General features: G+C 73.1%; 17 protein-coding genes, 1 tRNA gene and 2 pseudogenes. 10 read left to right on the forward strand and 10 right to left on the reverse strand.

Going from position 1 to position 20,548, the window contains the following annotated elements; all coding sequences use genetic code 11:
• Positions 1–12: 12 nt before the first annotated feature.
• Positions 13–1,344, forward strand: coding sequence for an APC family permease (locus ACOBQB_RS21055; protein ID WP_423593708.1), 1,332 nt, complete (start codon positions 13–15; stop codon positions 1,342–1,344).
• Between the two features lie 399 nt (positions 1,345–1,743).
• Here the strand turns inward: ACOBQB_RS21055 and ACOBQB_RS21060 are convergent, their stop codons facing one another.
• Together ACOBQB_RS21060 and ACOBQB_RS21065 are read right to left on the reverse strand one after the other, a co-directional pair.
• Positions 1,744–2,418: an HAD-IA family hydrolase gene (locus ACOBQB_RS21060; protein WP_423598636.1), complete on the reverse strand. Its 675-nt coding sequence runs from the start codon at positions 2,416–2,418 to the stop codon at positions 1,744–1,746.
• Between the two features lie 193 nt (positions 2,419–2,611).
• Positions 2,612–3,190 (reverse strand): TMEM165/GDT1 family protein, encoded by a 579-nt coding sequence (locus ACOBQB_RS21065; protein WP_423593709.1) that lies wholly within the window; start codon positions 3,188–3,190, stop codon positions 2,612–2,614.
• 471 nt (positions 3,191–3,661) lie between these two features.
• Between ACOBQB_RS21065 and ACOBQB_RS21070 the strand changes: the two genes are divergently transcribed.
• The 4 genes and pseudogenes from ACOBQB_RS21070 to ACOBQB_RS21085 all read left to right on the forward strand — a co-directional run bounded on the left by ACOBQB_RS21070 (position 3,662) and on the right by ACOBQB_RS21085 (position 8,740).
• Positions 3,662–4,312 (forward strand): HNH endonuclease family protein, encoded by a 651-nt coding sequence (locus tag ACOBQB_RS21070; RefSeq protein ID WP_423593710.1) that lies wholly within the window; start codon positions 3,662–3,664, stop codon positions 4,310–4,312.
• Between the two features lie 90 nt (positions 4,313–4,402).
• Positions 4,403–6,093, forward strand: a pseudogene (locus ACOBQB_RS21075) (alkaline phosphatase D family protein).
• Between the two features lie 169 nt (positions 6,094–6,262).
• A complete protein-coding gene (locus ACOBQB_RS21080) occupies positions 6,263–8,239 on the forward strand; it encodes an FAD/NAD(P)-binding protein (protein WP_423593711.1) in 1,977 nt (658 codons plus the stop codon).
• A 48-nt stretch (positions 8,240–8,287) separates the two neighbouring features.
• On the forward strand, positions 8,288–8,740 hold the full coding sequence (locus ACOBQB_RS21085; RefSeq protein ID WP_423593712.1) for a DoxX family protein: 453 nt from the start codon (positions 8,288–8,290) through the stop codon (positions 8,738–8,740).
• Between the two features lie 78 nt (positions 8,741–8,818).
• On the opposite strand, the gene ACOBQB_RS21090 is transcribed toward ACOBQB_RS21085, so the two are convergent.
• Entirely contained in the window at positions 8,819–9,382 is a 564-nt protein-coding gene (locus tag ACOBQB_RS21090) for a superoxide dismutase family protein (RefSeq protein ID WP_423593713.1), read from the reverse strand.
• A gap of 276 nt (positions 9,383–9,658) precedes the next feature.
• Here ACOBQB_RS21090 and ACOBQB_RS21095 point away from each other — a divergent pair, with 276 nt between their 5' ends.
• Positions 9,659–10,267, forward strand: a complete 609-nt coding sequence (locus ACOBQB_RS21095; RefSeq protein ID WP_423593714.1) for a DedA family protein — start codon at positions 9,659–9,661, stop codon at positions 10,265–10,267.
• A 30-nt stretch (positions 10,268–10,297) separates the two neighbouring features.
• On the opposite strand, the gene ACOBQB_RS21100 is transcribed toward ACOBQB_RS21095, so the two are convergent.
• Positions 10,298–10,519, reverse strand: a complete 222-nt coding sequence (locus ACOBQB_RS21100; RefSeq protein WP_423593715.1) for a DUF2277 domain-containing protein — start codon at positions 10,517–10,519, stop codon at positions 10,298–10,300.
• 160 nt (positions 10,520–10,679) lie between these two features.
• On the opposite strand from ACOBQB_RS21100, the gene ACOBQB_RS21105 reads away from it, so the two are divergent.
• A complete protein-coding gene (locus tag ACOBQB_RS21105) occupies positions 10,680–11,042 on the forward strand; it encodes a hypothetical protein (RefSeq protein ID WP_423593716.1) in 363 nt (120 codons plus the stop codon).
• A gap of 14 nt (positions 11,043–11,056) precedes the next feature.
• Here the strand turns inward: ACOBQB_RS21105 and ACOBQB_RS21110 are convergent, their stop codons facing one another.
• Positions 11,057–11,446: a VOC family protein gene (locus tag ACOBQB_RS21110; protein WP_423593717.1), complete on the reverse strand. Its 390-nt coding sequence runs from the start codon at positions 11,444–11,446 to the stop codon at positions 11,057–11,059.
• 134 nt (positions 11,447–11,580) lie between these two features.
• Here ACOBQB_RS21110 and ACOBQB_RS21115 point away from each other — a divergent pair, with 134 nt between their 5' ends.
• Positions 11,581–12,162, forward strand: a complete 582-nt coding sequence (locus tag ACOBQB_RS21115; protein ID WP_423593718.1) for a GNAT family N-acetyltransferase — start codon at positions 11,581–11,583, stop codon at positions 12,160–12,162.
• Positions 12,163–12,273: 111 nt separating this feature from the next.
• On the opposite strand, the gene ACOBQB_RS21120 is transcribed toward ACOBQB_RS21115, so the two are convergent.
• A tRNA-Val gene (locus ACOBQB_RS21120) sits at positions 12,274–12,345 on the reverse strand.
• A 190-nt stretch (positions 12,346–12,535) separates the two neighbouring features.
• On the opposite strand from ACOBQB_RS21120, the gene ACOBQB_RS21125 reads away from it, so the two are divergent.
• Positions 12,536–14,014 carry a hypothetical protein gene (locus ACOBQB_RS21125; protein ID WP_423593719.1) on the forward strand — a complete coding sequence of 493 codons (1,479 nt, stop codon included), beginning with the start codon at positions 12,536–12,538 and terminating at the stop codon, positions 14,012–14,014.
• Positions 14,015–14,377: 363 nt separating this feature from the next.
• Here the strand turns inward: ACOBQB_RS21125 and ACOBQB_RS21130 are convergent, their stop codons facing one another.
• From ACOBQB_RS21130 to ACOBQB_RS21145, 4 genes and pseudogenes are all read right to left on the reverse strand, one after another.
• Complete coding sequence (locus tag ACOBQB_RS21130) at positions 14,378–14,608, reverse strand: FmdB family zinc ribbon protein (RefSeq protein WP_423593720.1); 231 nt, start codon at positions 14,606–14,608, stop codon at positions 14,378–14,380.
• A gap of 9 nt (positions 14,609–14,617) precedes the next feature.
• Positions 14,618–15,451 carry an HAD family hydrolase gene (locus ACOBQB_RS21135; RefSeq protein WP_423593721.1) on the reverse strand — a complete coding sequence of 278 codons (834 nt, stop codon included), beginning with the start codon at positions 15,449–15,451 and terminating at the stop codon, positions 14,618–14,620.
• Positions 15,448–17,978, reverse strand: a pseudogene (locus tag ACOBQB_RS21140) (phosphoribosyltransferase). Before ACOBQB_RS21140 ends, ACOBQB_RS21135 begins: the two are co-directional and overlap by 4 nt.
• Before the next feature lie 14 nt (positions 17,979–17,992).
• Positions 17,993–19,180: an HpcH/HpaI aldolase/citrate lyase family protein gene (locus ACOBQB_RS21145; RefSeq protein ID WP_423593722.1), complete on the reverse strand. Its 1,188-nt coding sequence runs from the start codon at positions 19,178–19,180 to the stop codon at positions 17,993–17,995.
• Between the two features lie 298 nt (positions 19,181–19,478).
• On the opposite strand from ACOBQB_RS21145, the gene ACOBQB_RS21150 reads away from it, so the two are divergent.
• Positions 19,479–20,519: a TerD family protein gene (locus ACOBQB_RS21150; protein ID WP_423593723.1), complete on the forward strand. Its 1,041-nt coding sequence runs from the start codon at positions 19,479–19,481 to the stop codon at positions 20,517–20,519.
• Positions 20,520–20,548: the final 29 nt, after the last annotated feature.

Genomic DNA, 20,548 nt, shown 5'->3' on the forward strand with positions numbered 1-20,548 from the left:
ATACGGCTCTGCGTGAAAGATCTCCGCACCACTCCGCAGCCCTCGAACGCCCCGGCGCCGCTCAAGAAGGCCCTGACCACCCCGCTCCTGTACTTCTTCATCCTCGGAGACGTGCTCGGCGCGGGCGTGTATGTCCTGGTCGGCCAGGTCGCCGCCGACTCCGGCGCCGCCGTATGGGTGCCGCTCGTCGTGGCGTTGTGCCTGGCGCTCCTGACGGCCGCCTCGTACGCCGAACTGGTGACCGCGTACCCGCGTGCGGGTGGCGCTTCGCACTACGCGACCTTGGCGTACGGACCCTTCGCCGGGTTCCTCGCCGGGTTCTGCATGCTCGCCGCCGGCATCGTGTCGGTCGCGGCGCTGGCCCGCGGCTTCGCGGGCGACTACCTGACCGAGTTCGTCACGCTTCCGGTGGTACTGGTCGTCATCGTCTTCCTGGCCGCGCTGGCGCTGCTGAACGCGCGGGGCATCAGGGAGTCGACGCGGGCCAACGCCGTCGCCACCGTCATCGAGGTCAGCGGGCTGCTGCTGGTGATCGGGCTCGGCGTCTGGATCGTGCTGCGGGGCGACGGCGACCTGGGCAGGCTGACGCAGCTGGGCACGGACAGCCACGGGCCGGCGGCCGCCGTTCTGAGCGGGGCGGTGCTGGCGTACTACTCGTTCGTCGGGTTCGAGACGTCCGTCAACGTGGCCGAGGAGACCCGTGATCCGCGCCGCTCGTATCCGCGGGCGCTCTTCGGCGCCCTGATCACCGCGGGCGCGGTGTACGCGCTGGTCGGCGCCGCCGCGGCGGCGGCCGTGCCGACCGACAGGCTGGTCTCGTCCAGCGGGCCGCTGCTCGAAGTCGTGCGGGAGGCGGGCGGTGTCCCGACGGAGCTGTTCGGCGCCGTCGCGCTGGTGGCGGTCGCCAACGGCGCGCTGCTCACCGGCATCATGTCGTCACGCCTCGCCTACGGCATGGCGCGGGACGGCCTGCTGCCGGGCTTCCTGACGAAGGTGCTGCCGGGCAGGCGTACGCCGTGGGCCGCGATCGCCGCGACGGCGGCACTCTCCCTGCTGCTGGCGCTGACCGGCGACGTGGCGACGCTCGCCTCGACGCTGGTCCTGCTCCTGCTGGTGGTCTTCTTCCTCGTCAACACCGCGGCCCTGGTGCTGCGCCGCCGCGACACGACCGCGCGGCCGGACCATTTCCGGGCGCCGACGGTGGTGCCGCTCCTGGGGGCGGCATCCTGCGTGGCACTCGCGACACAGATCGAACGCGAGGTGTGGTTCAGGGGCCTGATCGTACTGGCGGTCGGCGCTGCATGCGGCGCGGTGGCAGCGCGACGGCTACGCCGCAGGGCGTGACGCCCGGGGTGGCACGCGGCGGGACGGTACGACACGTACGACACCCGGCAGTGGGCCTCAGCCTCGGACCCCAGGCCAGGGGGTCTCAGACCAAAGGCCGCGGCCCTCAGCCTAGGACCCGGCAGGCGGCCACAGGCGAAGGGCCTCAGGCCTCAGCCTCGCGCCCGGCAGGCGGCCACAGGCGAAGGGCATCGGGCCTCAGCCTCGCACCCGGCAGGCGGCGGCCACAGCCTCGGACCCCAAGCCAAGAGCCTCAGACCAAGGGCCCCGGGCCCCGGGCCCCGGGCCCCGGGCCTCAGCCTCGGGCCACGGCAGGCGGCCACAGCCTCGGACCCCAAGCCAAGAGCCTCAGCCTCGCGCCCGGCAGGCGGCCACAGACGAAGGCCTCAGGCCTCGGCCTCAGCCGAACGTAAGCCGAATCCGCCCATCCTCCGCATCGGCGACCCCCACACCCGTGAGGTCGTCCACATGCACGGTCGGGCCGAGCGCGGCGGCCCTGGGGCCGACGCCGACCACCCGCATGCCCGCGGCCTGTCCCGCGCGGATTCCCGCCTCCGAGTCCTCGAAGACGACGCAGTCGGACGGGTCGAACCCGAGCGCCGCCGCCCCCTTGAGGAACCCCTCGGGGTCCGGCTTGCTCGCGCCGACGCTCTCGGCGGTCACCCGCACGTCCGGCAGCGCCAGCCCCGCGGCGGCCATCCGCCCGGTGGACAGCGGCACGTCCGCGGAGGTCACGAGCGCGTGCGGCAGGCGCAGCCGGGCCAGCGAGGCCATGAACGCGGGCGCGCCCGGCACCGGGACGACGCCCTCCATGTCGGCGGTCTCCGCGGCGAGCATCTCGCGGTTCTCGGCGTGGTTCTCCTCCATGGGCCGCCCGGGGAGCAGCACCGCCATGGACGCGTATCCCTGACGGCCGTGGACGACCTTGATGACCTCGTCGAAGTCGAGCCCGTGCCGGTCGGCCCAGCGCCGCCAGCAGCGCTCGACGACCGCGTCCGAGTTGACGAGGGTGCCGTCCATGTCGAGGAGGACGGCCCGTGCGGTCAGTTCAGGGGCGGCATGCGTGGCCGTCATCGCCGTCATCGACGTACTCCAGAGCCATGGGGTCCCGCGGCCATGAGGTTCCGCGGAGGGAAGATCAAGGCGGCTCCGCCCGCCGGTCAGGGAGTACGGGCGGAGCCACTTTGTTCCTGCACGGTACAAAACGAGCGCGCCAAAAGCCAACGCCGCAGGTCACAGAGGTCAAGGCGCGTGAAAACGGGCAACGTCACGCAATCGCCTCGTACAGGCTCCAGACACCGAGGCCGAGCATCAGCAGCGCCGCGATCTTCGTGATGAGCGCCAGCGGCACCCGCTTCATCAGCGCCTTGCCGCCGACGATGCCGATTCCCGCGACCGCCCACAGCGCGAGCACGGCGCCGAGGCCGACGGAGAGCGGGTCGTCGTAGCGGGCGGCCATGTTCGCGGTCATGATCTGCGTCAGATCGCCGAACTCGGCGACCAGGATGAGCATGAAGCCCGCTCCCGAGACCTTCCAGAAGCTCTGGTCCTCGGGCTGCTTGACCTCTCCCTCCTCGCCCGCGCCCTTCAGGAGCAGCATCGCGGCGCCACCGAGGAAGAGGACGCCCGTCAGCGCGTGGACCAGTTGCTGCGGCAGCAGGGTCAGGACGCTGCCCGCCGCGACGGCGAGCACCACGTGGACGGTGAAGGCGGCGGCGACACCGGCGAAGACGTACGACGCGCGGTAGCGCGTGCCGAGGACGAGTCCGGCCAGGGCCGTCTTGTCCGGCAGCTCGGCGAGGAAGACGACGCCGAAGACGAGCGCCATCACACTGAAGCTGATCAAGGGTTCCTCAATCGGTCGGGGCCGCCCCGCCGAGAGTGTTCCACCGCTTCGCGCACGACACCTCGGCATGGCAGCACACAGGAACGCACGCGGACGCGCACGTCGGGCACTGCTTGCCGAAGGTCTCGCTGGCCGACCCACAGGGCCTGCCTCCGGGCGCCGGCTCAGAGGAGCTGAGCAGTATGTCGACGGTCCGGCGAAGAGCTACTCCCCTTCTGCGCCATCCATCGTACGGGACGGCGCACGGTCCGCGGCCAGGGACTTTCGGCCCGCGCCGGAGCGACACCGAGTGACCTGGATCACTCCAACGCAACTCCCGCCCCACACTTCGCACCTGACGCCGCGCCAGAACTATTGAACTCTGTACCTGATTGACGCGACCCTGTCATCAGACGCTCATCCACCCGCAACCCCACCTCGCAAGCATGACCGCCCCACCGGTCAAACCCCCCCCACCACAAGGGAGTTCGCATGTCATCCCTCTACGCGCGTCGACACCGCCCGGCCGCTCTCGGCGCCACCGCCCTGCTGGCCTGCGCGGCCGTCCTCACCACCGGCACCCCCGCCCAGGCCGCGCCCCCGACCCCGGTCAGCGCCGCCACCGCCCGCACCTACCTCGGCGAGCTGACCGTCAAGGCGGAAGGTTCCTCCGACGGCTACAGCCGCGACAAGTTCCCGCACTGGAGCACCCAGTCCGGCACCTGCAACACCCGCGAGGTCGTCCTCAAGCGCGACGGCACCGACGTCCAGCAGGACTCCAACTGCGCGGCGGTCTCCGGCACATGGAAGTCCCCCTACGACGGCGGCACTTGGACCGCCGCGTCCGACGTCGACATCGACCACGTCGTCCCGCTCTCCGAGGCCTGGAAGTCGGGCGCGAACAGCTGGACCACCGCACAGCGCCAGGGCTTCGCCAACGACCTGGCCCAGCCGCAGCTCATCGCGGTCACCGACAACGTCAACCAGGCCAAGGGCGACCAGGACCCCGCCGAATGGATGCCGCCCACGGCCTCCTACCACTGCTTCTACGCCCGCATGTGGGTGGACGTGAAGCACCACTACAAGCTCACGGTGAACTCCGCGGAGAAGAGCGCCCTGAGCTCGGTCCTCAACGGCTGCTGAACCCTCCGGCTCCGGCCGGACACGCCGGAATCACCCCGCCCGCCTCCGTCGTTCCGTACCGTACGGGGCGACGGAGGAGGGTGATCGCCTGTGGTACGGCTGCGGCTGGGTCCACTGCTGAGGTACGTCGACGGCTCCACGGCGACCGTCTGGGTCGAGACCGACCGGCCCTGCGCCGCCGAGGTGCGGTGCGCCGACGGCGCGGGCGGCTCGGCGCGCACCTTCCAGATCGCCGGCCACCACTACGCCCTGATCCCGGTCACCGGCCTGACGCCGGGCACCGAGACGGCGTACGAGGTGCGGCTCGGCGCCACGGACGACGCCGACCACGCCGCCCACGCCGAGCCCGCGGGCAGGGTCTGGCCGCTGCCCGGCTCCCGCTTCCCCGCCAGCACCATCCGCACGCCCGCCGGGGACGGCGCGGACGCGCTGCGCGTCACGTTCGGCTCCTGCCGCTGGGCCGCACCGCCCTCCGGTGAGCACGACCCCGTGGGGCCGGACGCCCTGGACACCCTCGCCGCCCGCATCGCCGCGGACCCGGCCGCGGAGCGCCCGGACGTCCTGCTGCTCCTCGGCGACCAGGTGTACGCGGACGAGACCTCCAAGGCCACCCGGCGCTGGCTGGCCGCCCGCCGGGACCTCACCGATCCGCCCGGCGCCCAGGTGGCCGACTACGAGGAGTACACGCACCTCTATGTCGAGTCCTGGCTCGACCCCGAGGTCCGCTGGCTGCTGTCCACCGTGCCGAGCTGCATGATCTTCGACGACCACGACGTGATCGATGATTGGAACACCAGTGCGGCCTGGCTCGCCGAGATGCGGGCCACGCCCTGGTGGCGCGAGCGCGTCCTGAGCGGCCTGATGTCGTACTGGGTCTACCAGCACCTCGGCAACCTGCGCCCCGAGGAGCTGGCGAGCGACGCCGTCCACGCCGCCGTGTGCGCCACGCCCGACGGCACGGACGCGTTGCGCGCCTTCGCCGCCGCGGCCGACGCCAACCCCACCTCGGCGCGCTGGAGCTACCGGCGGGACTTCGGGCGCGTACGCCTGTTGATGGTCGACACCCGCGCCGCCCGCGTCCTGGCGGAGAGGGAGCGCGCCATGCTCGACGCCGAGGAGGCACGCTGGCTGCGCGAACAGGCGCTCGACGGCTCGGGCGGTGTCGACCACCTCCTCATCGGCACGTCGCTCCCGTGGCTGCTCCCGCACCTCATCCACGACGCCGAGGGGTGGAACGCCGCGCTGTGCCGCGGCGAGCGGGGCGCCCGCTGGGCCCGCTTCGGCGAGAACCTGCGCAGGCGCTCGGACCTGGAGCACTGGTCGGCGTTTCCCCCCTCCTTCGAGGCGCTGACCTCGCTGATCGCGGAGGCGGGCGCGGGCGAAGACGCCCCCGCGACGGTGTGCGTGCTCTCGGGCGACGTCCACCACGCCTACGTCGCCGAGCCGGCCTGGCCCCCGGCGCCGGCCCCCACGCCCGCGTCCTCCAGCTGACCTGCTCCCCCGTCCACAACTCCATCCCGGCGTCGATCAAGCTCGGTTTCCGCTTCGGCTGGAGCCGCGTGGGCCGGGCGCTCGGCCGCCGCTTCGCACGGCACGGCGGGGTCACGCAGGCGGGCATCGACTGGCGCCGCACGGGCGGCCCCTGGTTCGGCAACCAACTGATGACCCTGACCCTGCGAGGCCGCTCGTCCCGCCTCCGCCTCGAACAGGCCCGAACGACACGCGGGAGACGCGGTGGCGGCGTACGCCTGGAGACGGCGGAGGAGCGCCGCCTGGCGTGAGGGCGGGACGGGACCGCACCGGCACCCCTCCCACTCCACGTGACACACCCCACACCCGCATCCGGATCCTCCGCCGCCTCTTCGGCATCAGGGCTTCCGGCGGCATGATGATGCGGACCGTCCGCTTCCAGCGTTCGTACGCGTTCTCTATGCCCCAGGAGTCACGCCTTTGTCCGCATCTCTGCCCGCGCCGCGCCCGCCCGCGTCGGATGCGACCGCCCTCGCCCTGGTCGGCGCGGGACCTCGCGGCACCAGCGTGCTCGAACGGCTCTGCGCGTCGGCGGCCGAACTCCTCGCCCCGGGGACGCGGCTGACGGTCCATGTCATCGACCCCGCGCCGCCGGGCCCCGGCCGCGTCTGGCGGACGGCGCAGCCCGCCGAGCTCCTGATGAACACCGTCGCCTCACAGGTGACCCTCTTCACGGACGAGAGCGTCGACTGCTCGGGACCGATACGACCGGGCCCGAGCCTGTACGAATGGGCGGCCGCGGGACGCGTGCCGGGGCTCGGGCCCGACGACTACCCGACCCGCGCCTGCTACGGCCGCTATCTGGAGTGGGTCTTCGCCGAGGTGGTGCGGGCCGCCCCCGGCTCCGTGCGCGTCCAGGTCCACGCGGCGCGCGCCCTGCGGCTCGACGAGACGGCGGACGGGCTCCAGACCCTCGTACTCGACGACGGCCGCGAACTGTCCGGGCTCTCGGCCGTCGTCCTGGCGCAAGGACACCTGCCGACCCGCCCCGACCACGACGAGCGGCGCCTGACCGAACACGCCGCGCGGCACGGCCTGCGGCACTTCCCGCCCGCCAACCCGGCCGACCTGGACCTGTCCGCTGTCGCCCCCGGCGAGCCGGTGCTGCTGCGCGGCCTGGGCCTCAACTTCTTCGACCACATGGCGCTGTTGAGCACGGGCCGCGGCGGCCGGTACGTACGGGAGCCGGACGGCACCCTGCGCTACGAGCCGTCGGGCCACGAGCCGCGGCTGTACGCGGGTTCGCGGCGCGGCGTCCCGTACCAGGCGCGCGGGGACAACGCGAAGGGTCCCTACGGACGCCACGAGCCCGCCGTCCTCACCGACGACGTCATAGCCCGCTTCCGCAAGCGCGCGGACAGCGGCGACGCCCCGGACTTCCTGGACGAGATATGGCCGCTGGTCGCCAAGGAGGTGGAGACGGTCTACTACGCGGCGCTGCTCACCGCGCGGGGCGGCACCCGGGAGAGCGTCGAGGGCTTCCGCGAACGGTTTCTCGCCACCGCCCACCAGAGCCCCCAAGAGGCCCTGGCACTCGACGAGGCGGGACTCCCGGAGGGCGACCGCTGGTCGTGGGACCGGCTCTCGTGCCCGCATCCCGCCCGCCCCTTCGCCTCCTCCGCCGAGCACCGCGCCTGGCTCCTCGCGCATCTGCGTGAGGACGCCGCGCAGGCCGCGCTCGGCAATGTCGCGGGCCCGCTGAAGGCGGCGCTGGACGTGCTGCGCGACCTGCGCAACGAACTGCGCCGCGTCGTCGACCACCGCGGCCTGTCCGGCGCCTCGCGCCGCGCGCATCTCGACCGCTGGTACACCCCGCTCAACGCGTTCCTCTCCATCGGCCCGCCGCGCCGCCGCATCGAGGAGATGACGGCGCTGATCGAGGCGGGCGTCCTGGACGTGCTCGGCCCGCGCCTGAACGTGCGGCCGGACGGCGGGGCGTTCCTCGCGCACTCCCCGGACGTACCGGGTTCGGATGTGCGGGTCACCACACTGATCGAGGCCCGGCTGCCCGAGCCGGACCTGCGCCGCACGGCGGACGGTCTGCTCGCGGCGCTCCTCGAAGCGGGCCGCTGCCGCCCCCACGTCGTCGACGGTCACGAGACGGGAGGCCTGGACGTGACCGTGCGCCCCTACCACCTGATAGACCGTCACGGTCACGCCCACGCACGCCGGTTCGCGTTCGGTGTACCCACGGAAGGGGTGCACTGGGTGACGGCCGCCGGCGCCCGGCCCGGCGTCGACTCGGTCACCCTGTCGGACGCGGACGCCGTCGCGCGGGCCGCGCTGCGCACCGTCACCGGACACGGGGAGGCGCCGCCGGGAGGGGAACCGGAAGGGGAAGCGGAACCCCCGGGTGACCGAATGTTGAACTTGCAAGCACTAATTAGGTTCGCCTAATCTTGGGCCTCCGCTCGGTTCCGTCCCCAACCGAAGGAGTCCCCCACCATGACTGGACGTCTCAACAGCGCCCAGCCCTACGCCCTCGGCCTGTTCCGCATAGTGATCGGGCTGCTCTTCGCCTGCCACGGCGCGGCCTCCCTCTTCGGAGTCCTCGGCGGCGCCGGCGGCGACGGCAGCACCATCAGCGCCGGCACCTGGCCCGGCTGGTACGCGGCCGTCATCCAGCTCGTCGGCGGCGGCCTCGTCCTCCTCGGCCTCGGCACCCGCGCCGCCGCGTTCCTCTCGTCCGGCTCCATGGCCTACGCCTACTTCAAGGTGCACCAGCCGGAGGCGCTGTGGCCGATGGAGAACGGCGGCGAGGCCTCGGCGATCTTCTGCTGGGCGATGCTGCTCCTCGTCTTCACCGGGTCCGGCGCGTTCGGCCTGGACCGCCTCTTCGCCGCGCGCGGCACGAGCGAGGACGACAAGACCTCGAAGCGCGCGCCGGTCGCCGCCTGACCACCGCCGCGCCCGTACGCGTGACGGCGCCCCCTTCTCGTACGTACGAGAAGGGGGCGCCGTCACGTGGGGCGGCGCCTAGCCCTTGCCGGCTCTCGGTTCGAACGGCACCGTGAAGCACGCGACGCGCTCGCCCGCGCCGCCCTGCTCGCGGTGCAGCACCACGGAGGCGGCCTCCCCCGGCCGGAACCCCCAGCGGTGGTGCGCCCGCGCCGAACCGGAACCGTCCGCTCTGGCGGTGAAGTCCAGCCACACCTCGTTGCGCGGGTTGAGGTAGGCGGGGTTCTTCGACGGCTGGACGGGGTCCACGCGGTGCTGATAGTGCCCGCCCGACGCCTCCGGGTCCGCGCCGCACGGCTTCTGGTGCACGTGGGCGCCGTACGCGTGGCCCGGCTTCAGGCCCTTGACCCGCGCCGTGACGGTCGTGCCGTCGCGGTCGGTGCGCTGAAGCACCTCGATCCGGGCCCCGACGGGCACCAGCCTCGTGTCGTACGTCACCGCCGCCGACCGGGCGACGGCCTCGGGCGGCGCGAACCGCCCCTCGGCCCGCACCTCGTGACCTTCCGTTCCCGCACCGGCCATGCCGCCGCCCGCGGCCAGCACCGCCGCCGCCACGGCGCCGGCCACCATCCCTGCCACCATCGCTCACTCCTTGCCCTTGGGGGTTCCTCGGGGTTCTCCGGGGGTTCGTACCGCCTCGTTCGTTCGTACTGCTGCCTCGTTCGTACGGGACATCGCGGCCGTACACCGCGCCGGAGGCGGCAGCCGGGTGAACGTGACGCAGCGAACATCTGAGCCCCCAGCGGATCTACGCCGCCGCGCGCGGCGTACGCTGTACAGCTGTCATCAGGCCGCCCCTGCCGTTCCCCGCGACACAGCGGCAACGCGCTGCCGATCGGGGAATCACGGGGAGTTGTGGTGCTGGAGAGTGTGGGGGCGCTGACCGGCAGCCCATGGATCTACGCGGTCGTGGCCCTGTCCGTTCTGTTCGACGTCTTCGTGCCGGTTCTGCCGAGCGGCGTCCTCGTGATCATGTCGGCCACCGCGGCGGCGGCCGCGGGCACCGGCCGCGTCCCGCACAACGTCCCCGACATCCTGCTGCTCACCCTCAGCGCGGCCACCGCCTCGGTCCTCGGTGACATGGCCGCCTTCCGCCTGGCCTGGCGCGGCGGCGAACGCCTCGACCGCGCCATCGCCCGCTCCCGCAGGCTGACCACCGCGCAGGAACGGCTCGGCGCGGCGCTCTCCCGGGGCGGCGGTGTCCTCTTCGTCATCGCGCGGTTCGCCCCGGCGGGCCGCTCGATCGTCTCGCTCGGCGCGGGCGCGGCCCACCGCAAGCTGCGGGAGTTCCTGCCGTGGTCCGTGCTCGCGGGCGTGGCCTGGGCCGGGTACAGCGTGGCGCTCGGCTACTTCGGCGGCCAGTGGCTCGGCGCGACGTGGCTCGCCACGGGCGTCTCCCTGCTCGCGCTCTTCGCGGCGGGCTCGGCGGCGGCGTTCCTGGTACGCCGCCCCAGACCGACGGCCTGAACCCACCCACGACGCGCTCCGTGGTGGGCGCTACGACGCGCGGGCGCCGCGCACCTCCAGCCCGTCGAGCAACTCCGCGGTCGCCTCGGCCACGGAGTCGACGGCCCGCTCGAAGACCTCGCGATTGTGCGCGGCCGGGGCGTGAAACCCGGACACCTTGCGTACGTACTGAAGGGCGGCGGCCCGGATCTCCTCCTCGGTGGCGTCATCGGGGATGGCGGGCGGACGGAGCGTCTTGATGCTTCGGCACATGCCTCCAGCTTGCCACCGCGGGGCGGTCGCGGACGGGGCCCCGGGGCGGTGGCGCGGGAGACGCCATGCGCCAGCTGAAGCGTTCCGCGCCTCGCCCCCTCCCCATCTGCCACGTGTCGCCGTTCGCCCCCGCAATTCGAACAGGAGTAGCATTACGCTCGTGCCTCCTTCCCCTTCCCCCGGCTTCCCGAGCGACCTCCTCGCCGCCCAGGAGGAACTGCACCAGGTCCGCTCCGAACTGCTGGCCCTACTCAAACGCCTGCCCTGGTCCGTCGAGCCCCTCGACGGCTTCAGCGACACCGGCGGCTGGCGCAGCATCGAGCGCCCCGCCTCCCCCGGCTGGACCCCGGACGAACAGGCCGAGGTGGAGAAACTCCGTGCGCGGGAGCGGGAGTTGGCGGTCCTCGTGACCTGCCACCGGTACTGGGAACAGCTCTCGGGCCCGGACGCGGTCACCGCGAGGGCCCGCCTCAAGCACGCCCCCCACGAGCCCACCGAGGACTCCGGCCCCGCCGACCGGTGAAGGGGGCGCGAGCCTCAGCCGAGGTAGTGCGCGCGCCCCTCGTCGTCGAGATCCAGGGGCCCGTCGGGAATGACGCAGAACTCATTGCCCTCGGGATCGGCCATCACCAGGAACCCCCCGTCCTCATACCCTTCGAGCCGGCGCCCACCGAGCGCCTCGACCCGCCTCTGCTCGGCGGCCGGGTCGGCGCAGGAGACATCGAAGTGCATGCGGTTCTTGCCCGGCGCCGACGCGTCGGCGCGCTGGAAGCCGATGCCCAGACCGTTCTCGCGCCGCAACCACACATAGGGCCCGGTGCGCCCCACGACCGGCCTCCCGAGCACCTCGGCCCAGAACGCGGCCAGCCGCTCAGGATCCGCGGCGTCGATGATGAGGGCGTTGATCTGCATACGTGAGTCCGTCATGCCGCAATGCTCTCAGCCCACGGCCTGGCAAGTCCCCCCAGAAAGACGACTGCCGAGCGTTCGAAAGGTGACGTTCGAAGAGCGTGCGGCCGGGCGGGTCCCGGCGGCGTTCAGGCCCCTGGGAAGCTGTTGCCATGCCCGCCCTGGTTGCCCCGCTGATGCGCCCCGGTTGTCTGGCTGAAGCTCCCCAGCCGGCCTTGCCCGTGGAGGGAAGTCTGCTGCTGCGTCCCTGGCTCCAGACGGACGCCGCTGCCGTCGTGAGGGTGTTCGAGGATCCGGAGATCCAGCGTTGGCACCTCAAACGGGCCGACTCCGAGGGGGAAGCGCGACGGTGGATCACGCAGTGGCAACAGGGTCGGCGGGACGAGGTCGCCGCGCACTGGGCAGTGGTCGACGTGGACAGTGACGGCGTCCTTGGCCGTGTCTCTCTGCAGTCAGTGATCCTGATGGGCGGGCAGGCCGAGATCTCATACTGGACCGCACCCTGGGCCCGCGGTGGCGGCGTCTGTTCCCGTGCCGTCACGGCGGTGAGCGACTGGGCACTGGGCGAGGCCGGGTTCCACCGCCTTGAGCTCGGGCATTCGGCCTTCGACCCGGCTTCGTGCCGCGTGGCGCTCAAGACGGGGTTCGTGCAGGAGGGCATCCGCCGTAACGCGCTACGGCACGCGGACGGCTGGCACGACATGCATCTCCACGCCCGTGTCCGCGCTTCGTGATCGCGTCACGTGGACACGCGGGCCCTCTGCGGACTCCGAACACGAGAAGGCCCCTCAGTCGATCACGACTGAGGGGCCGACAACAGGCTCTCGCCCGCTGTCTGTCACCGGTGGGCGCGGACGGTTTCGAACCGCCGACATCCTCCTTGTAAGGGAGGCGCTCTACCCCTGAGCTACGCGCCCGGGACGAGTGGACAGCCTACCTTGCCGCAGGCAGTGCCTCGCAAACCCCCTGCCGTGCCCGACCGGCGGTCCCGTGGCGAAGACGCAAAGTCACCGTGCGTACGGCGAACTAACCGGCCCGTGTGTTCGTCCTTAACCGGTGGGAGAATGTGACACCGGGCAGGGCGGATGACAGCACGGGAGAGGGATAGTGACGGCGACACCTTGGCAGCCGTACACACCGGACGGAGCGGGGGCCGACACCACGACGTCAGCGCCGGAAGCCGCGGGCACGCCGCGGGCCCGCACCGACCGGCCCCGCCGGGGCGCGCGTCGCGGCCGCCGTGGCGGAATCCTGCGTGAGGTCCGCGCCCTCTTCACCCTCGTCACGCTCGTACCCCTCTCCCTGCCCCTGCTCGCCGCCACCGCGCCCGCCGCGTTCGCCGGCGGCGGCACGCGCCGGTGGTTCGGAGGACGCGGCGAGAGCCTGCGCGCCGAGGCACAGGCCGCGAAGGACGCCGCTGCCGCCGCCTTCTACGAGCTGGACACCGCCCAGCGCGACCTGCGTATCTCCATCGAGACGATCACCGCCGTCGACGCCACGCCCGCGGCCCGGCGCGCCGTCTCCGACTTCGAGGCGATCGGGCGCCGCATCGACGAGGTCAGCCACCAGTACATCAGCGCGGTGGACGCCCACGACCTGGACCGCGACGACCTCGACTCGGCGGTCGCGGCCCGCGCCCGGACCGAGCTGACGCAGGCCAAGGACGAGCTGGCCAGGACCAAGGACGAGCTGGAGCGCTTCCAGCAGGGGCTCGGCCCGCTGCTCGACAAGGCGGAGACCCAGCTCGCCCGGCTCGCCCCGGCGGTCGAGCGCGCCCGCCAGACACTGCTCGCCGCCACCAACGCCCTCGACGCGGTACGAGCGGCGGGCCTGAAGGCCGACGATCTCGCCGCCCGCCTGGCCGCCCTCGGCCCGGAGCTGACCAAGCTCAACCAAGGCGCGGGCCGGCACGGCGTACCGGAGACGCTCCAGCGCGCCGACCGCGTGCTGCGCGACGCCGAGGCCGTGCGCGCCGAGGCCGAGCGGCTGCCCGAGCGCGCCGCCGAGATCGACCGGCGGCTCGTGTCGCTGCGTACCCGCGCGGAGGCCCTGACCACCCGTAGCGGCCAGGTCGAACCGGTCCTGAGCGAGCTGCGCCGCCGGTTCACCCTCGCCTGCTGGCAGGACCTCCAGCGGGTGCCCGACCAGGCCGGGGAGAGCGTCCGCCAGGCGGAGGCCAAGCTCAAGGAGGCCCAGCAGGCCCGCGGCGAGCAGCGCTGGCCGGACGCGACCGCGCTGCTCTCGACGGTCCGCGCGTTGCTGAACTCGACGGACGAGGCGGTCTCCGCCGCCGGCGACCGTCTCCGGCGGCTCAACGCCGTGGCGAAGGACCCGCGGCAGGAGATCGACCGCACGCGCTTCGCGATCCGGGACGCGCAGCGCCTGGCGATGGCGGGCCGCCAGACCCCCGAGCCGCGCCACGCCCGCCCGCTGGACGACGCGGTGGCCCGCCTGGACCGCGCGGTGGCTTCCCTGGAGGGCCGCCACCCCGACTACTGGCACTTCCTGACCGAGACGGAGGCGGTCCGCGCGACGGCGGCACGCGTGGTCGCCCAGATCCGAGAGGAGCGCGGCCAGGGCACGTGAGGGCCCGCCCCAAAGGCACACGGGAAACCCCGCGACCGGCCCCATCCGCCCCACAGCCACCCGCCCCGCAGGGACGCGGAGAACCGCGCGACCAGCCCCATCCAACCCACCCGCGGCCACCCTGCCCCGCAGGGACGCGGAGAACCGCGCGACCAGCCCAATCCAACCCACCGGCAGCCACCCCACCCCGCAGAGGCGCGGGAAACTGCGCGACCAGCCCCATCCGGCCCGCAGCCACCCCACGGACGACCGAGGCATCCTCAGGCGCCTCTAAGCCCGAGGCAACCCCTCAGGCGTCCCCAGCCCGAGGCAGCCCTCAAACTGCCCTGGAACCAAGGCGCCGAGGCGCCCCCTCAGGCGCCCCTAGCCGCAACAACCCCCGCCACAACAGCCCCCGCCCCCTCCACCGCCGCCGCGGGGCGCACCCGCAGCCGAGGAAGCCGCGGAGGCCCCCCCGACAGCCACCGTGGACAACAACTTCACCGTGTCGCCATGTCCCTCCGGGCACACCGCGGGATCACCGGACTCCGCCATGGGCCGGCTCAGTTCGAACATGTCGCCGCAGGACCGGCACCGGTACTCGTATCGAGGCATGCGCACAGGCTAGCGGCGCTCCCCCGCCCCCTGGAACACCCCCTGGCACCCCCCGAGGAACGCCCGCAGAATCTCCTCGCCCGCCGCGATCCCGCGCTGCGGCACCACCGTGAGGCCGGGGGCCACGAAGCCGGTGTCGGCCAGTTCGCCGTGGCCGGGGCGCCACGCGCGGTCCGCCGCGAGCAGCAGGTCGGTGTCGAGCAGCGAGTCACCCGCGGCGAGGATCTCGTCCGCGTCCACCCGCCGCGCGACCTCCCGCAGCGCCGCGCTCTTGGTGAGCGGCTTCGGCACCGCGTAGATCTTGCGGCCCTGGAGCGAGACCGTCCAGCCGCGCTCCTCCGCCCACGCGGAGAGTTCCTTGACCCAGCCGTCGGGCAGCAGCGTGCGCTCCACGACGAGATACGCGAAGAGGTCCTCGGCGACGCGTTCCTTGAGCAGCCAGGCCGGGTCGGCGGTGCGCAGCAGGTGTGCGCGTACCTCGTCGAGGGAGGCGGACTCGTCGGCGAGGCGGCGCGCCACCCGGACCCGCCAGTCGGCGTCGGAGACCCCGTCGACGAGCACATGGCCGCCATTGGCGCAGATCGCGAACCGCGGCGCGGGGCCCGGCAGCTGGATGCGCCCGTACTGCTCGCGCGTCCGTGTCGTGGTCGGTACGAAGACCGTGGTGCGGGCCAGCTCGTCGAGGAGCCCGGCGGCGGTCTCGGTGACGTACGACAGCGGCAGGCCCTGGTACACCTCGACGCAGAGCAGGCGCGGCGCCTCGGCGTCGGGCATGGTCAGGCCGAGGGCGGCGGCGGAGTAGATGAGCGTGCGATCGAGATCGCTGGCGACGAGCTTCGTCACTGGGAGGCCTCCGCCCGGTCGTCGGCGCCGCCCGCGGCGACGGCCTTGCCGTCCGCCCCCGTCGCGCCCCTCGTGTACTTGGGGTGGATCAATCCGACGCAGCTGTAGGGGAGTTCGCCGACCTCCTCGACGGGCACGCCGCGCTGCTCGGCGAGCAGGCGTACGTGGTCGAGGTCCGCCCCGCGCCCGCGCGGGCCAAGATCTTCCAGGGGACGCGGCGCAGCAGCACGCGGGTCGTCTCGCCGACGCCCGGCTTGACGAGGTTCACGTCGTGGATGCCGTACTCCTCGCTGATCCGTTCGACGGCGGCCCAGCCCTCCCAGGTCGGCGTCCGGTCGGCGGAGAGCGCCTCCTTGACCTGGGCCTCCACCACGTCGGTGACGTCGTCGAAGCGGGCCACGACCGCGTCGACGAAGTCGCCGGACACGTCGGCGTCCGCGAGCTCGCGGTAGAACTTCGCGCCGTGGAAGTCGTCCGGTCCGACCAGGTCGGCGCGGAGCACGGTGCGGGAAATCAGCCCGGACACCGTGGAGTTGAGACAGGCGGAGGGGATGAGGAAGTCCTCGCGGGTGCCGTAGGTGCGCACACAGGAGCCGGGGTCGGCGAGCACCGCGATCTCCGGATTGAAGCCCACCGCTCCACCACCGGCCTCGAACTCCCTTATCGCTTCGGCCAGTTCGCGGGTGATCGCGCCCTTGCCGGTCCAGCCGTCGACGAAGACGACGTCGGCGGGGTCGTGGTGGGAGGCGAGCCAGCGCAGCGCGTTGGCGTCGATGCCGCGGCCGCGCACGATCGACACGGCGTAGTGCGGCAGGTCGAGGCCGTGCCGGTGCGCGGCCCAGCGGCGCATGAGGACACCGACCGGGGTGCCGGCGCGGGCCAGCGACACGAGGACCGGGCGCGGTGACCGCTCGGCGAGGACGATCTCGGTGACGGTGCCGACGGCCTGGGCGATGCGGGCGGCGGAGGTGTCGAGCGCGGCGTGGAACAGCGCCTGGTAGCGCTCGCTCGGCTGGTACTCGACCGGCAGGGACTCGGCGTAGTGCGCGCCACCGCTCTGTATCGCCTCCTCGCGCTCCTCCGTGGGCGCTTCGAGCGTCACGGCGGAGAGGTCCTGGAGCAGCCAGCCGACGTCTTCGGGCGCGTACGAGGAGAAGGCGGGGCCGCGGAGGGGCTCGGGCAGCATGGGGGACCTTTCGGGGGCGCCCGCGGCAGGCACCTGCGCGCGCGAGGGAACGTACGGCGGGACGTACGACGGGACGACGGCCAGCAGCACGTGCCCGGTGTGCGCGGCGAGCTGCGCCAACAGACCGTCCGGCGCGTGCAGTCGAGGCGTGTCCGCGACGGAGTCCACGACCGCGACGACCGCGTCGAAGCCGCCGCCCGCGACGTTGTACGCGAACCGGGGCCCCGCGCCGTCGGCGGGCCCATCGGCGGGATCGTCGTGCGCGGGGAAGACGAGGCGGGTGCGGATCGCGTAACCGGGGTCGTCCACGGCGAGCACGGGTGACCGGGTCGTGGTGGAGAACCGCACGTCCGCGCCGCCCAACCGCCGCTCCAGCTCCATGCCGAGCGCCAGCGGCGCGTACATCAGCTCCTCGAAGCCGAGGACGAGCACGCGGCCGCGCCGCGCGCCTTCGGGCAGGGCCTTCGCGATCCGCTCGGCCATGCCGGGCAGCGCGTCCTGGAGCCGGGCCCGGTGCGCGGGCGTGAAGCCGTGCCGCCCGCCGTCGGGCAGCCCGGCGGGCCAGCCGAGCGCGACGCGGGTGATCACGCCGCGCTCCCCGGCAGGCGGCGCGGCGGGGGCGGTGTCGTGCTCGGCGACCAGCGCCTGCCCCTTCTCCAGCACACCGTCGGGCAGCCGCACCGTCCCGGACGCCAGCGCGATCAGATCGACGCGGGCGCCGATCTCACGGGCGAAGGCGGCCAGGCGGCCCTGGTCCTCGGGCGAGCGCATGTCGACCAGCGCGACTATCACGTACCGCTCGCGCGGGAAACGTTCGTGCAGGGCGCGGATGGTGTTCAGGACGGTGTTGCCGGTGGAGAACTCGTCGTCGACGAGGACCAGCGGGCCGTCCCCGGCGAGGAGCCGGGGGTCCTCGGGCAGCAGGAGGTGCGAGGTGGCGTGGGAGTGGGACTCCTCGAAGCCGCCGGCGCGTTCGACGCCCTCGACGGGGCGCCGGGTGGAGTGCAGGTAGGGCGCGAGGCCGAGGCCGTCGGCGACACAGTGGCCGAGGCCGGTCGCGGTCTCCGCGTAGCCGAGGACGACGGCCCGCCGGGCCGCGTCGTCGCCGAGCAACTCCCGCACCCGGACGCCGAGGCCGTGCCCGGCGCCGTGGATGATTGAGGGGTGCTGGGGCACGTGCTTGCCGAGGACGTTCGACACCAGGAGGTGCGCCCGCTTGGGGTTGCGGCGCAGCGCGAGCCCGAGCAGGCCGGGCAGCGTCTCGTCACCGTCGAGCCCGACCCCGAGCCGCTCGGCGACCCAGCTCCCGGACCACACCGCGTCTTGTGGCACGTACGTCATGTTCCTCGCGTTCATCAGCCGGGCAACCCGGCGGTGAGCAGTTCCACGAAGCCGACGTCCTCCTTGGCGACGCCGAAGACCTCGGCGCGCCGCAGGGTCCGCTCGGCCCAGGCGCGGTGCGGCTTCACTTCGTTCATCTTGTTCGTGTACGACGAGCGCAGCACCCCGCCGCCGCCCCGCTCCGGACGCAGGATGTCCTCGGCGTCGCTGAACTCCTCGTGGCTGACGACCGACAGCGCGTGCACGGGCAGCACGTGCGAGGGGTGGATGCAGGTCTTGCCGAGTAGGCCGTTGGCCCGGTCGAGCTCGATCTCGCGGAGCAGGCCGTCCATGTCGTGCTCGATGAGGGCCTGGCGCAGCTCCTCCGCCCGCCCCTCAAGGAAGGGGCTGCGGCGCAGCTGCGGCTTGAACATCCTCTCCTGGACGCGGAAGTACTCCCACACGGGCCCGGTCACGGTGAACCCGGTGCCGTCGGCCCTGCCGAGGACGTTCACCACGTCGGCGATGACGGAGGCCACGATCTGCACGTCGTACGCGGTCATGTCCGGCGGCCTGCGCAGGCCGTACGCAGAGCAGAAGTCGGTGACGCCCAGACGCAGCGCGAGCACCCGGTCGCGGTACTTGTCGACAGTGCGGGCGATGCCCGCGAGGGTCTCGGCGCGGCTCTCCAGGTGCAGCAGCTCGGGCGACTCCAGGACGGGCATGGCGAAGAGCCGCCGCCCGCCGAGGGCGTCGCCGAGGGCGTCTGCCGCCGCCTCCGCGACCGTGAGGGCCTCCAGGAACGGAACTCCTCGTTCCTCGGTGAACTTGGGCAGGACGAATCCGGACAGCAGCCGAAGGCCCGGGCCGAGCCTGCGGGTGAGGTCGGGAATCTGCTCGGCGGCGCGGACCCGGACGAAGAGCAGCGGGGGTTCCACGCCCCTGTCCGCCAGGTCGGCGAACTGCCGGACGAGGTTCTCCTCCGCGTCCGCCACCTCGGCGTCGTCGATGGAGTCCTCCAGGCAGACCACCATGGACGTGACGCCGCGGCCGCCCTGCTTCAGGATGTCGTCGGCGAGGCGGGGGCGGGTGGCGGGGCTGTAGAGGGTGGCGCCGAGCGCGGACGCGAGCAGGTGGGGCGGGGAGGCCGCGGTGAAGACACACGGCTCCCTATGGAAGAGGCGCTGTCGCACCTCTGGGGCGATGTGCCCGAAATGACGCATGAGATATCCCCTGTGGTCGCCGCTATCGCCTGTTCCGTCGGCATGGGCCGTTGTCTCTCGGCATGGACCGGTGTTCCGTCGGCATGGACCGTTTTGATGTGGCCGGTAATAGTACGTAGGGGAGGGTGTCAGGGGTTCCCGCCGGGCATGAACTTCAGGTAACCCGGCCATGTCGCACACGCTCACCACACAACCGTCGCACGCTCGCACCACCCGCAGGTCAGGCGCCTGCCGACACGGCCGGGGCCTTGCGCCCCCCACGTTGTCCCGCCCGCGCGGGGGAAGGCAGGATGATCGCATGACGCACGCGATGTTGAAGGGGTCCAACGTCCCTCTCGAAGCCTCGGCGGTCCGCGCCGTGCTGCGCTGGGCCCCCGGACAGGGCGTCCCCGACGTCGACGCGTCGGCACTGCTGCTCGGCGGTGACGGCCGGGTCCGCTCCGACGAGGACTTCGTCTTCTACAACCAGCCGCGCCACCCCGGCGGCAAGGTCTGGCGGCTCGGCAAGAAGCGCGTCGCCGAGGGGCTGACCGACACGATCCAGACAGATCTGGCCGGCATGGAAGCCGCGGTCGACCGGGTGCTCCTCGTCGCGTCGGCGGAAGGCGTCGCCTTCGAGCACGTCCCGGCGCTGCGGATCCTGCTGTACGACGCCGTGGGCACCGAGGGCGAGCCGCTCGCCCACTTCGACATCACTCCGCAGACCGGCGAGGAGACGGCGCTGATCTGCGGGGAGCTGTACCGCCGCGGCGAGGGCTGGAAGTTCCGGGCCCTCGGCGAGGGGTACACCAACGGCCTGGAGGGGCTCGCCTCCGACTTCGGCATCTCGGTGGACGACACGGAGTCCACGGAGCCCTCCATGACCGCGCCCGGAGCGGACTTCCCGCAGCAGCCGGCGCCCGGGACGGACTTCCCGCAGCAGCCGGCGCCCGGGGCGGACTTCCCACTGCCGCCGCAGCAGCCCGCGCCGCAGCCCCAGCCGTCCATGGGCCGGGCCCAGCCGTCGGTCGCGCAGCCGCTGCCGCAACCCTCCATGGCCCAGCCGCTTCCGCAGCCTTCCGTGGCGCAGCCGCTGCCCCAGCCGGGGGGCCACCCCGCACCGCAGCCGCCCGCGCGGCCCGCCTACGGCTATCCGCCCGAGCCGCCCCGCCACCCGGCGCCCCAGCCCTCGTACGGCTACCCCCCGGCGGCGCCCACGCAGCCCACGCCGATCGGCGGCCCCCCGCCGGTGCCGCACCCCGCGCAGCCCTCGTACGGCTACCCGCAGCCGGTGGTGGCCCCGGTGCCGGACCCGAACTTCCGGCTGCCTCCGCAGGGCCCGCAGTTCCTGCCGCGCTGAGGCACCGCCGGGCGCGGCGGAGGCATTGC

The sequence above is a fragment of the Streptomyces sp. G5(2025) genome (assembly GCF_049542075.1).
In the GTDB taxonomy this organism is placed as follows: Bacteria; Actinomycetota; Actinomycetes; order Streptomycetales; family Streptomycetaceae; genus Streptomyces.